The sequence below is a fragment of the Streptomyces sp. NPDC085524 genome (genome assembly GCF_044541755.1).
Classification (GTDB): Bacteria; Actinomycetota; Actinomycetes; order Streptomycetales; family Streptomycetaceae; genus Streptomyces.
In genome coordinates this window covers 56,295-68,436 of sequence record NZ_JBITTH010000022.1, presented here as the reverse complement: position 1 = coordinate 68,436, position 12,142 = coordinate 56,295, and the positions used below count along the sequence as shown (strand labels likewise).

The following is a 12,142-nucleotide window of genomic DNA, read 5'->3' as shown; positions in this document are numbered from 1 at the left end:
CTCGCCCCGACCGTCAATCCCAGGCATTGAACAGCATGGCTCCTAGAGTCTCCGGCTCCCAGTACGAGATCTGCTTGTGCTCGGAAGGCGACAGCACCGAGGCGTCCCACTCCCCGGCCGACGACAGGAGCTGCGCCGCGCTCAGCACCACGAACCCCGCGTCACCAAGTGCGGCAACGGCCCAGGCCGGGGGCTCCAGGAACTCGTCGGCGTACCCGTACCGCCGCTCGGCGACGAAGGCCACCAGCGGCTGATGGGCATGGAACAGCACCACGTGCTGCCCGCCGTCCCCGTCGACGACCGTCGCACTGTGGAAGTTGTACGGGTACACCCGCTCCGCGAAATCCCCCGGCCGCCCGTCGGCGGCGAGAGCGACGGCGTACCAGGCGGCTCGGCACCTCCCGACCTCGACCTCGCGCAGCGGCGCCTCGCTCACGTGCCAGAATCCCGTCGCCCCCTTCTCGAGGCGAAAGCCGTCCCGCGAACCGTCCACGCCGCCCTCCACATCCACACCGACCACCTACCACCGACCACCGGACGCCTACGCGTCCGCCGCGCCCGTCTCGCCGAGCATTTCCAGATAGTGCGCGTTGTACATGATCCCCAGGACGTTCCCGAAGGGGTCGGTCACCGAAGCCGTGACGAACCCCGGCCCGCGCTCCACCGGGCCCTCGTACTCCGTCGCCCCCATGGCCAGCAGCCTCTCGAAGGCAACCTGCACGTCATCGACGTGCCAGTACACGACGGCCCCGCCGACCCCGCCCGCCGCCCCGCCGGGCGCGTACCGCCGGTCGATCAGCCCCAGCTCGTGCTGGTAGTCCCCCAGCCGGAATTCGGCGTACCCGGGTCGCTCGAAGTACGGCTCGACCCCGAGCAGTTCGGAATACCAGCGCTTGGCCGCGTCCAGATCATCGGCCCAGAAGCTGACCGTCGTAAGCCCTCGCAACACGTCCGCCCACTCCTCCGCCGCCACGAAACCCGGTTCCCGACCGCACACCCTCACCGCGGCCGATCCCGACTGTAGCCACCGACTAGGCCAGGACCTGTCCTACTTGCGACGTGTTGCCCAATCCCCCGCCGCACCGGAACCGGCCGAGTGGCTCGCCCCCCCATGGGGCCGGCAGCCTGCCCGGCATCCACCCTGGGTGAAACACTGGAGAGCGGCAAAAGGAAACCTGAAGAAGGGCAGTTGGGCGGGTCAATGGAGGATGAGAGGCCGACGATCCGCGTCGCTCCGTGGATGCACGTCATCACACCGGGCGGCGGCCTGCCACTGGACGAACTCCTGCCCGCGTCGGGCAGCGTGTACGTGGCGCGCCTCAACGGCCGGGAAATGCCGGACGAGGTCTCGGCGTTCCAGCACTTCTCGGAAGTGCTCAAGTTCCCCGATTACTTCGGATGGAACTGGCACGCCTTCTATGACTGCGTGCGCGATCTCGAGTGGCTCTCGGCGGAGAACCGCATCCTGATCATCGAATCCGCCGAAAGCGCCCTTGCCGAGGACAGCGACGCCCGCAGGCTCCTGTTCGAATCGCTGTGGCGCGCCGGCAGACGGTGGTCCTACACCAAGCACCCTGAAGGCGTGACGCTCACGAAACTCTCCGTCGTCCTGTCCTGCGACAGGAACTTCGCCTCCACCCTCGCGGGACAGTTCGAAGGATGGGAAGAACAGCCCCACTGGTGAGCCACCCAAGTCCGCCGCGATTCACCACAGCGGCCGAGCCGAGCCCCTCGCGCCCGCGACCCAGGCCCCAACAGAGCTACTGCGGGTGGCGGCGGCGCGCATGCACGCCCCGAGCGCGGCACGGCGGCCGCCACCCCGCGACCCGCACTCGTCAAGGCAGGCCCTTGGCGTCCCCTCGCGTCGAATCGCTCCACACCAGGGTGATCAAGATGTGACGGATCGTCAATATCTCGTTAGAGGTACACGTGTGGTTCCCGACCGGAAGGGTGAATTTTCGACGAACCCGACGGGCTGCTGGTGGCCCCGTCCGACGCCGCCTTCTCCGCGCGGTCGACCTCGCACCAGATCCGCTTGCCCGCGCCCTCGCGCTGCCAGCCCCAGCGGTCCGCCAGGCCGTCGACCAGCTCCAGGCCGCGGCCGTTGGTGTCGTCCCCCGCGGCCTGTCGGCGGCTCGGCGCGCGGTCGCTGGCGTCCGCGACCTCCACCCGTACGCCCGGCCCCCGGAACAGCATCCGCAGCACGGCCGGACAGCCCGTGTGCACCACCGCGTTCGTGACCAGCTCGGAGATCAGCAGGATCAGCGTCTCGGCGAGCGGCTCGTCGTCCCCTATGTCCGACCCCGCCAGCCGCGAGCGCGCCCACCGGCGGGCCCGGCCGACCTCGGCGGGGTCCGGTCCTACCTCCAGCTGAACCTGAAGCACCTGCACCGCTCACACCATCCGAACCGGCGGACACTTCGCCTCGCGACGAGATGGAATCACCCAGCGTGATCCCCTTGTCGAGCAGCATGGTTGACATACAGTCACCACAACAAGCGCTTCGGGCATATTCCCGCGCGATGGAGTGGATGTGGTGCATACTGTGCGGCTCCCGCGCCGCTCAACCGCCCGCATCGTGGGAGCGTACCGTGGCAGACCGGCATCTCCGGGCCGTTGGCGGGCGGGCGAAGGACACAAACCGATATCAACTCTCCGTAATCGGACATGCGTCCCCCGCCGTCCCACCCGTGCCTTCCGTGACAGCCAGCTACGACGGTGACGAAGAGGAGGCGGACAGCAGGAGTTCGGCGGCCAGGAGCTCCTCCGCCTCCCCCGCCGTCCGCCACTGCTCCGCCCGCACCCACGCCCGCTTCAGGTGCAGGTGCACGTCCGCCTCCCACGTGAAGCCCATGCCGCCGTGCACCTGCAGGCAGTCCCGGGCGCCCAGTACCGCCGCCTCGTCCGCCAGCAGCTTCGCCGCCGCGATCTCACCGCCGTCGGCCGTCACCGCCGCCGCGTAGACCGCCGTACGGGCCACCTCCGCCCGCACCAGCATCTGCGCGCACAGGTGCTTCACCGCCTGGAACGCCCCGATCGGCTGCCCGAACTGCTCGCGTTCCCCCGCGTACCGCACCGCCAGCTCCACCGTCCGCAGCGCGCTGCCGACCTGGAGCGCCGCCGTGAGCAGGGCTCCTTCGGAGCGGTACGACGACACGTCCGCGGACGAAGAGATGCGGTGCAGCGGTGTCAGCGGGTCCGCCGAGCGCACGGGAGAGCCGGCTGGCGGCCCCGGAGCCGCCAGCACCGCGTCCGCCTCCCCCAGGTACGCCACCAGGCCCCCGCCCAGGTCGCAGGCCGTCACCACCGCGGTCCCCTCGGCCGCCCCCGGGACCACCCCGGCGGCCAGGTGCGTGGCCACCAGCGGCCCCGGCAGCAGGACCCGCCCGGCCTCCTCGAAGACCAGCACCGCCTCCGCGAGCCCGAGGCCGACACCTCCCGCGGACTCCGGGAGCCGCAGCGCGAAGAAGCCCGCCTCGCCCAGCTCCCGCCACAGGGCACGGTCGACGACAGGGGCGCCGCCGCCCGCGCCGTCCACCGACCCCCGCAGCGCCTCCCGCCCGTACCGGCCCTCCAGCAGGTCCCGTACGCCCGCCCGCAGATCCCTCTGCTCCTCCGTCGGCTGGAAGTCCACGCCCCTCACCGGCCCTTCGGGAGGCCGAGGATCCGCTCGGCGACGATGTTCTGCTGGATCTGCGACGTGCCTGCCGCGATCGTGTAGGAGAGGGAGGAGAGCCGGTCCAGGGTCCACTCCTCCTCCAGCACCAGGGACGACGCCCCCAGCACCTCCGCCGCCACCTCGTACAGCTCCTGCCGCGCGTGCGAGTACGCCAGCTTGAAGACCGACCCGCCGATCCCGGGGACCCCACCGGCCCGCTGCGCCTCGCTCACGTTCCACTGCGTGAGCCGCCACAGCGCGCCGAACTCCCCGTACAGCCGCCCCAGCCTGCGCCGCAGCACCGGATCGTCCCAGCGGCCGTTCGCCCTGGCCGTGCGGGCCAGTTCGCCGAGCGTGCGGCGGCAGGCGACGACCTCGCCGACGAAGGCGGTGCCCCGCTCGAAGGACAGCGTCACCATGGTGACCCGCCAGCCGTCGTTCTCCGCGCCGACGCGGTTCGCGACCGGGACCCGTACCTCGTCCAGGAACACCTCCGCGAACTCCGTCGACCCGGCGAGCGTGCGCAGCGGCCGCACCGTCACCCCCGGCGCGTCCATCGGCATGGCCAGCCAGGAGATCCCCCGGTGCTTCGGGGCCGCCGGATCGGTCCGCACGAGCAGCTCGCACCAGTCGGCGACCTCCGCGTGCGAGGTCCAGATCTTCGACCCCGTGATCACGTACTCGTCGCCGTCGCGGACCGCGCGGGTGCGCAGCGAGGCCAGGTCCGAGCCCGCGTCCGGCTCGCTGAAGCCCTGGCACCACACCTCGTCGCCGCGCAGCACGGGCGGCAGCCAGCGCGCCCGCTGCTCCGCCGTGCCCTCGGCGGCGATGGTCGGGCCGGCGTGCAGCAGCCCGACGAAGTTCGCGCCGACGTACGGGGCTCCCGCGCGCTCGGTCTCCTCCAGGTAGATCAGGTGCTGGGTGGGGGTGGCCCCGCGGCCGCCCGCGTCCACGGGCCAGTGCAGTCCCGCGTACCCGGCCTCGTACAGCCTGCGCTGCCAGCCCATGTCGTACTCGCGCCGGCCCGGCCAGTCGTCGGGGGACGGCTTGGGGGGCAGCTCGGGCAGCACCTTGGCGAGCCATTCGCGCAGCCGCGCCCGGAACTCCTGCTCCTCCTCCGTGTAGGTCAGGTCCACTAGGCGTCCCGCCGCCGGTCCTTGTCGAGGTCGAGGCCGAGCATGCGGATGGCGTTGCCGCGCATCAGCTTGTAGACCGTCTCGTCGTCGAGGCCCTTCACGTGGTCGAGGGCGACGTCCTTGGTGTGCGGGAAGGTCGAGTCCACGTGCGGGTAGTCGGTCTCGAAGGTGGCGTTGTCGCGGCCCACCACGTCCAGCGAGGCGATGCCGTGCTTGTCGCGGAAGAAGCAGCAGAACATCTGCCGGTAGTAGTACGTGGACGGCGGCTCGGGGATCAGGTCCCGCACCCCGCCCCACGCCCGGTGCTCCTGCCAGACGTCGTCCGCGCGCTCCAGGGCGTACGGGATCCAGCCCATCTGGCCCTCGCTGTACGCCAGCTTCAGCGTCGGGAACTTCACCAGCACCCCGCTGAACAGGAAGTCCATCATCGAGGCCATGGCGTTGTTGAAGCTGAGCGAGGCCTGCACGGCGGGCGGCGCGTCGGGGGAGGCGGCGGGCATCTGGGAGCTGGACCCGATGTGCATGTTGACCACCGTGCCGGTCTCCTGGCAGACGGCGAAGAAGGGGTCCCAGTAGCCGGAGTGGATGGACGGCAGTCCGAGGTACGTCGGGATCTCGGAGAAGGTCACCGCGCGCACGCCGCGGGCGGCGTTGCGCCGGATCTCCGCGACCGCGAGGTCGATGTCCCACAGCGGGATGATGCAGAGCGGGATCAGCCGGCCGCCGCTGTCACCGCACCACTCCTCGACCATCCAGTCGTTGTACGCGCGCACGCAGGCGAGCGCGACCTCCTTGTCGTGGGCCTCGGCGAAGGTCTGCCCGCAGAAGCGCGGGAAGGTCGGGAAGCACAGGGAGGCCTCCACGTGGTTGAGGTCCATGTCGGCGAGCCGGGCCTTGGGGTCCCAGCAGCCGCGCCGCATCTCCTCGCGGGTGATCCCCTCCAGCGTCATGTCGTCGCGGTCGAAGCCGACGGCGGCGATGTTGCGCTTGTACGGGAACTTCAGGTCCTCGTAGATCCACCAGTCGGTCGGCGGGCCGTCGGGGTCCATGGTGATCACGTACTTGCCGCCGGTGTACTCCAGCTCGCCGATGCCGGCGGTGAGCGCCTTGGGGCCTCGGTCGCGGTACTTGGCCGGCAGCCAGACGTCGAAGAGGTGGGCGGGTTCGATCACGTGGTCGTCGACGCTGATGATCCGAGGCAGTTCCAGTCCCATTGGCCGTCTCCCCATTCCCGTACACGCATCCCATCAATCTGATGGATCGTCAGAAACAAGCTAGCCCCGCCACCCCTGGACCGACAAGCGCCAGCGCTCTACGCTCTGCGCTTGATCTGACTATCCGTCAGCTATGGGGAGGTCTGGGATGACGGAGACGACGGGGCGGACGGGCGCGGGGGGTACGACCACCGGCACCGCGATCACCGAGGCGGTCGCCGGAGGAGTCACTGCGGCAGTCACCGGCGACACGGCCACCGCGACGGAACTGAGCCGCAGCGCCACCCTCTGGGAGCTCGTCGCCCGCCGGGCCGCGCTGAGCCCCGACACCACCGTCCTCATCGAGGCCGCCGAGGACCCCGCCGCCGACCGCACGCTCACCTTCGGCGAGCTCCGCGACCGCGCCGAACGCGTCGCCGCCGGCCTCTACGACATGGGCGTACGCCGCGGCACCGTCGTCGCCTGGCAGCTGCCCACCCGCATCGAAACGGTGCTCCTCTCGATCGCCCTCGCCCGCATCGGCGCCGTCCAGTCCCCCGTCATCCCCTTCTACCGGGACCGGGAGGTCGGCTTCGCGCTGCGCGAGTCCAAGGCCGAGTTCTTCGCCGTACCCGGCACCTGGCGGGGGTACGACCACACCGCGATGGCCGCCCGGCTCGGCGCCCGCGGCGTCTTCGAGGCGTACGAGAGCCTCCCGGACGGCGACCCGGACCTACTCCCCCCGCCGCCCACCTCCGGCACCGACGTCCGGTGGATCTACTGGACCTCCGGCACCACCTCCGACCCCAAGGGCGTACTGCACACCGACCGCTCCCTGATCGCCGGCGGCTCCTGCCTGGCCCACGCCCTGCACCTGACCCCGTCGGACGTCGGCTCGATGGCCTTCCCCTTCGCGCACATAGCCGGGCCGGACTACACCGTGATGCTCCTGCTGTACGGCTTCCCGGCCGTCCTCTTCGAGAAGTTCGCCATGCCGGACGCCCTGGACGGCTACCGCCGCCATGGCGTCACCGTCGCGGGCGGCTCCACGGCCTTCTACTCGATGTTCCTCGCGGAACAGCGCAAAGCCCCCTCCGCCCCCCTCATCCCCACCCTCCGCCTCCTTGCGGGCGGCGGCGCCCCCAAACCGCCGGAGATCTACCACGCCGTCGTACGCGAACTGGGCTGCCAGCTCACCCACGGCTACGGCATGACCGAGGTCCCGATGATCACCATGGGCGCCCCGGACGACACCCCCGAAAACCTCGCCACCACCGAGGGCCGCCCCCCGGAGGGCATGTCCATCCGCATCACCACCCCGGACGGCACGCCGCTCCCCCCGAACACGGACGGGGAGGTGCGGCTGCGCGGCGAAGCGGTCTGCCGGGGCTACCTGAACACCGACCGGTCCGCGGAGGTCTTCGACCAGGACGGCTACCTGATCACGGGCGACCTGGGCCACCTCACCCAGGACGGCTACCTGGTCCTCACCGGCCGCAGCAAGGACGTCATCATCCGCAAGGGCGAGAACATCTCGGCGAAGGAGATCGAGGACCTCCTCCACCAGCTCCCGGAGGTGGCGGACGTGGCCGTCATCGGCCTCCCCGACCCCACCCGCGGCGAACGCGTCTGCGCCGTCGTCGAACAACCCCCGGGCGCCACCCCCCTGACCCTCCCCCGGCTCACGTCCTACCTCCGCGCCCAGGGCCTGTCCCCCCACAAACTCCCCGAGCAACTGGAACTCCTGGACTCCCTCCCCCGCAACGACGCCTTGCGCAAGGTCCTGAAGTACCAACTGCGCGAGCGGTTCGCCTGAGGGGCGGGGGTACGGGCTCACGCGCGCGGGACTTCTCCCCCCGCGGCCCCCGCTCCGGGGCGGCGTTTGCCCACCCGCCCGCTGGGTGCGGGTGGGTGGGGGTGGGGGTGGGGGTGGGGGCCGGCGGCCTGGAGGGAGGGGGCTTCGCCTTTTCGGGCGCTGCTCTGGGGCGGTTGCCATGAACCCCTTTCCCTGATGGGCGGGGTGGGGGTGGTGGCGGGACGTCGGCTGGCCGGAATCAGAGAGGTCTTGGGGATTTCCCGTCAGTCCCATAGTCCTTCCGTGTCGGGCCGGCCTGTCAAGGGCGCTCCTTCGTCGCGTCGCTTCGCGATCGCCTACGGCGACCCTTGACAGGCCGTCCCGCCCCGGAAAGACAAGGACTGCCGGGAAACCCCCAAAAGAACGGGCCGGGCGGAAGAAGGAAAACCGGGTCGATCAGCGATGTCCGGCCCCGCTTCGGCCCCCACCCTCCCCTCGGGCCCTCACAGGCCGCCATCCGCACCGGGCAGTCGGCCACCCACCCCCAAACCTCGACCACAAGACCGTCGGGGGAGATCGGGCGCGTCAAATCGCTACGCGCTCCTCATTTCTCGGCGTCTGCGGCCCGTCCGGGGCTGGTATCGCCCCAGATCGCTACGCGCTCCTCGATGACGGCGTCCGACGGCCGTCCGGGGCTGGTCATAGGCCGCCCAAGGGCCCGGTTTCCTTCTCCATGACCGCGTCCGACGGCCGTCGAGAGGAGAAAAGCGACCAGACAGCGGCTATGCCGAGGTGTACTCACGTCAGAGCCGGTCGGCGACCAAAACAGCTGGCGCTATGCCCTAATTGGGCTGTTATGGGTGTGGGTTGGTGGGGACGGTCTCGTCCTGACACGACTACACCTCGGCCAGGGCGAGCATGTGCCCCTTTGGGCCCCTGATCGGCGCCATTTCGCGGTCTCTCAGCCCCGGACGGGGGTCAGCCGCCATGATCGAGGAGCGCGTAGCGATCGATGGCGGCTTATGACCAGCCCCAGACGGGCCGCAGACGCCGAGACGGAGAAGCGCGTAGCGATCTGGGGCGAGACCAGCCCCAGACGGGCCGCTGCCCGGGAGGGCCCGAGGGCGGGCGCGGCTCCTGCCGGAGCGGGGTCGGACATCGCTGATGGGCCCATCCTTGAATGTCTCCCCCGGCCCGTTCTTTTGGGGGTTTCCCGGCAGTCCTTGTCTTTCCGTGGCGGGACGGCCTGTCAAGGGTGGCCGAAGGCCATCGCGAAGCGACGCGACGTAGGAGCGCCCTTGACAGGCCGTTTCGACACGGAAGGACTATGGGACTGACGGGAAAGCCCCAACCCCTCTCTGATGCCGGCCGGCTCGGACCCCGCCATCACCCCCACCCCGCCCTACAGGACCGCTCCGGCCCGCCGTCACCCCCGCTCGCGGTGGGTGGGCGAACGCGGCATGCGGGCGGGGGTTGCAGGGGGAGAAGTCCCCCGCACCCCACCCCTACAACCGGCTCAGCGACGCCGCCGCGAACAGGACGTCCCTGATGGCCTCGCGGTCGCCGTGCTGGCCTACCGCCGCCTCCTCCGGGGAGATGTGGCCCGCGGCCAGCTGGCAGAACTCCATGCCGTCCAGCGCGATCTCCGCCACCGTCCGCTCCGCCGACGGCTTCGCGCCCGGCGAGTCCAGGGCGATATCCCAGCCGCCTCCGCCCGCGCCCTCGATCTCCAGGTGCAGCGTGCGGCCCGGTGCGCCCGCCGCGACCAGGCCCCGCGCCGGGGCCGCCAGGCCCGCGCGGCGGCGCTGGGCCAGGGCCGCGGGGAGCAGGCGCGCCGCCAGGTCGATCATGCGGTGCAGGTGGGGGCCGGACGGCGGCTCGTACGGGTAGTCCACGGCCTCCGCGATGTCCCACGCGTGCACCCAGCACTCGAAGGCCCGCTCCAGGAACGCGTCCCCGAGGGGCAGCGCGAAGGGCCCGTAGTCCACGGACAGTTCGGCCACGCCCCTCCCCGCGAACGACACGGTGCGCACCAGGGTGTGCCCCTGGTCCCGCCACGGCTCGCGGACCTGCCGCGTCGTCGGGTACGACGACGCGCTCCAGAAGTGCTCCGTGCGGGCGGCCGGGTCGCCCTTCGGCGCGTCCGGCCCGAGCGGGTCGTCGAGACCCAGCGCGCCCGCGACCAGCCCGTCGTCCGTCATCAGGTGCCCGATGACCCCGGCCACGGTGGTGCGGCGGGTCCGGCGGCGCTCCTCCTCGAACCACTTGAGCCGTACCGGGGTGTGCCATTCCGACTCGCCGAAGTCCTGGAGCAGGGCGTCGAGCCGGGCGGTCTCGGTGTCGTACGGGCTCGCCCACACCGGCACCGGGATGCGGGCCGGCCGTTTGCCCAGGCAGTCCTCCAGCACCCGCGAGCGCAGCAGCGGCTTGAGGTCGAGGCTCTCCTCCGGGTGCAGCAGCCCGACCGCGTCGCGCAGCCGCAGCGCCTCGTCCGCGCAGGCCGCGCATTCGGTGAGGTGGTCCTCGACGGCCTGCGTCTCCTCGGAGGAACACGCGGCCAGCGCCCACGCGCCGAGCAGGGACTTCAGTACGGCGTGCGAGGGCGGCGGCTGGGGCAGGGGCTCGGGCGCGTGCCGTGGGTCGAGGTCGTCGGCGGCTCCGCGGGGACCCGGTATGCGCGAACCCCCGGCGGGGCGCGGCGATCCGGAATCCCCGCCCGGGCCGCCGGGGCCGCCCGGGCGGTCATGGCCACCGCGGCCCCCGTGACCGTCACGGCCTCCGTGGCCGCCAGGGCCGACGTAGCCGTCGTATCCGTCGTCGGGCGATTCGGCGGGGCCGTTCATCGGGACGTTCCATATTCGCTCGGGCCGTATCCGGGCGGCCGGGCCGTGTCCTCCTGCGGGAGGGCGTTGGCGGTCGACAGCAGCTGGAGGCCGAGCCGCAGCCGGCGGCGCGCCTCGTCCTCGCTGATCTGGAGGTCGGCGGCGGCCTGCCGGTAGTCGCGCCGCTTGAAGTAGGCGAGTTCGAGCGCGGCGCGCAGCGGTGCGGGCATGGAGGTCACGATGTAGTCCGCGCGGGCGGCGGCGTTGGCACTGCGCACCTTCTGCTCCAGCTCCTCGCGCGATCCCCGGCCCAGTTCGGCCTGGCGCAGCCGGGCCACGGCCTGTCCCTGGGTGATCCTGGCGACCCAGGAACGCATCGAGCCCTGCTTGGGGTCGTAGGCGTCCGGGTTCTCCCAGATGTAGCCGAACACCTCGCGGGTGATCCGGTCCGCCGCCTTCTCGTCGCCCAGGACGCGGTGCGCCAGGCTGTGCACGAGCGAGGCGAAACGGTCGTAGAGCTCACCGAGTGCGGCCGCCTCGCCGCGCGCGAGGCGCTGCTGCATGCGGCGGTCCCAGCGCGGTGGTACGTCCTTCGCCATAAGTGCCCCCAGCCGTGGGCCGTGTGTCGACTCATCGAATGTAGTGGGCACGGAGCGTCCCGTGCCCGTTTTGGGAGAAGCTCACCCTGGAAGGACGCCCTCCGTGATAGAGCCGTGGCTCGTTGTGAGCGCGGAGCGAACCCGTGTGCACCTGTGTGAGCGGTGGTGCGAACGGTGTTGCGGGCGGCGGCACATGGCACAGATGTACGCGCCCCACCGCGCTCCCCGTGCGCGGGTTCGATGCGGCCACCTGCTTGACCGCTTCGCTTAACGCGCAGGCCACATAGGCCTTACGCTCCTGTCCTGTCTTGATCTGTACCCCACCGCACATGTGAAGGCGGAACGCCGAATATGGACAGCGCAGAATACGAGCGCAAGATCGCCGCCCGATTCGCCACCTTCGACCAGGATGGGTCCGGCTATATCGACCGGGAGGACTTCAGCACTGCCGCGAAGGCCGTCCTGGCCGAATTCGGTACCACCGCCCGGTCGGACAAGGGCCAGGCCGTCTTCGCGGGCGCCGAGGCGTTCTGGCAGGGAATGGCCGGGATCGCCGACGTCGACGGGGACCAGCGGGTGTCCCGCGAGGAGTTCATCACCGGCGCGGCGAAGCGGCTGCGGGACAACCCGCAGCGGTTCGCGGAGATCGCGCGGCCGTTCCTGCGGGCGGTGATCGCGGTGGCGGACGAAGACGGTGCGGGCGCGACGCCGGCTGCGGCCGCGCGGGTGCTGCGCGTGCTCGGCACCGCGCCGGACCTGGCGGCCCAGGTGGCCGCGGCCCTGGACCCGGACGGCGACGGCCGCCTCGCGGAGGACGACGTCCTGACGGCGTTCGCGGCGTACTGCGGCGTGGAAGCGCCGGACGCCTGACGGCGGGTCGGGGCTGGGCGGGGGCTCCGCCGCGGCTTGCGCGCCGACGGGGGGCGGAAGCCGAAGCTG

11 protein-coding genes are annotated in these 12,142 nt (G+C 71.5%); 3 read left to right on the top strand and 8 right to left on the bottom strand.

The window, feature by feature from the left end; genetic code table 11:
- Positions 1 to 13: 13 nt before the first annotated feature.
- Positions 14 to 436: a hypothetical protein gene (locus tag ACIGFK_RS29450; protein WP_376660857.1), complete on the bottom strand. Its 423-nt coding sequence runs from the start codon at positions 434 to 436 to the stop codon at positions 14 to 16.
- Between the two features lie 105 nt (positions 437 to 541).
- Positions 542 to 949 (bottom strand): VOC family protein, encoded by a 408-nt coding sequence (locus tag ACIGFK_RS29445; protein ID WP_376660858.1) that lies wholly within the window; start codon positions 947 to 949, stop codon positions 542 to 544.
- A gap of 162 nt (positions 950 to 1,111) precedes the next feature.
- On the opposite strand from ACIGFK_RS29445, the gene ACIGFK_RS29440 reads away from it, so the two are divergent.
- Positions 1,112 to 1,684, top strand: a complete 573-nt coding sequence (locus ACIGFK_RS29440) for a barstar family protein (RefSeq protein ID WP_376660859.1) — start codon at positions 1,112 to 1,114, stop codon at positions 1,682 to 1,684.
- A gap of 233 nt (positions 1,685 to 1,917) precedes the next feature.
- Here the strand turns inward: ACIGFK_RS29440 and ACIGFK_RS29435 are convergent, their stop codons facing one another.
- From ACIGFK_RS29435 to ACIGFK_RS29420, 4 genes are all read right to left on the bottom strand, one after another.
- Positions 1,918 to 2,391, bottom strand: coding sequence for an ATP-binding protein (locus ACIGFK_RS29435; RefSeq protein ID WP_376660860.1), 474 nt, complete (start codon positions 2,389 to 2,391; stop codon positions 1,918 to 1,920).
- A 319-nt stretch (positions 2,392 to 2,710) separates the two neighbouring features.
- Positions 2,711 to 3,634 (bottom strand): acyl-CoA dehydrogenase family protein, encoded by a 924-nt coding sequence (locus tag ACIGFK_RS29430; RefSeq protein WP_386470745.1) that lies wholly within the window; start codon positions 3,632 to 3,634, stop codon positions 2,711 to 2,713.
- Between the two features lie 5 nt (positions 3,635 to 3,639).
- Positions 3,640 to 4,794 carry an acyl-CoA dehydrogenase gene (locus tag ACIGFK_RS29425; RefSeq protein WP_376660862.1) on the bottom strand — a complete coding sequence of 385 codons (1,155 nt, stop codon included), beginning with the start codon at positions 4,792 to 4,794 and terminating at the stop codon, positions 3,640 to 3,642.
- Positions 4,794 to 6,008 carry an amidohydrolase family protein gene (locus ACIGFK_RS29420; protein WP_376660863.1) on the bottom strand — a complete coding sequence of 405 codons (1,215 nt, stop codon included), beginning with the start codon at positions 6,006 to 6,008 and terminating at the stop codon, positions 4,794 to 4,796. Before ACIGFK_RS29420 ends, ACIGFK_RS29425 begins: the two co-directional genes overlap by 1 nt.
- Before the next feature lie 148 nt (positions 6,009 to 6,156).
- Between ACIGFK_RS29420 and ACIGFK_RS29415 the strand changes: the two genes are divergently transcribed.
- Complete coding sequence (locus tag ACIGFK_RS29415) at positions 6,157 to 7,803, top strand: class I adenylate-forming enzyme family protein (protein ID WP_400054241.1); 1,647 nt, start codon at positions 6,157 to 6,159, stop codon at positions 7,801 to 7,803.
- A 1,484-nt stretch (positions 7,804 to 9,287) separates the two neighbouring features.
- Here ACIGFK_RS29415 and ACIGFK_RS29410 read toward each other — a convergent pair.
- On the bottom strand, positions 9,288 to 10,625 hold the full coding sequence (locus ACIGFK_RS29410; protein ID WP_376662396.1) for a maleylpyruvate isomerase N-terminal domain-containing protein: 1,338 nt from the start codon (positions 10,623 to 10,625) through the stop codon (positions 9,288 to 9,290).
- A complete protein-coding gene (locus tag ACIGFK_RS29405; protein WP_376662395.1) occupies positions 10,622 to 11,203 on the bottom strand; it encodes a sigma-70 family RNA polymerase sigma factor in 582 nt (193 codons plus the stop codon). Before ACIGFK_RS29405 ends, ACIGFK_RS29410 begins: the two co-directional genes overlap by 4 nt.
- A gap of 351 nt (positions 11,204 to 11,554) precedes the next feature.
- Here ACIGFK_RS29405 and ACIGFK_RS29400 point away from each other — a divergent pair, with 351 nt between their 5' ends.
- Positions 11,555 to 12,073: an EF-hand domain-containing protein gene (locus tag ACIGFK_RS29400; protein WP_386471235.1), complete on the top strand. Its 519-nt coding sequence runs from the start codon at positions 11,555 to 11,557 to the stop codon at positions 12,071 to 12,073.
- The last annotated feature ends 69 nt before the right edge of the window (positions 12,074 to 12,142 follow it).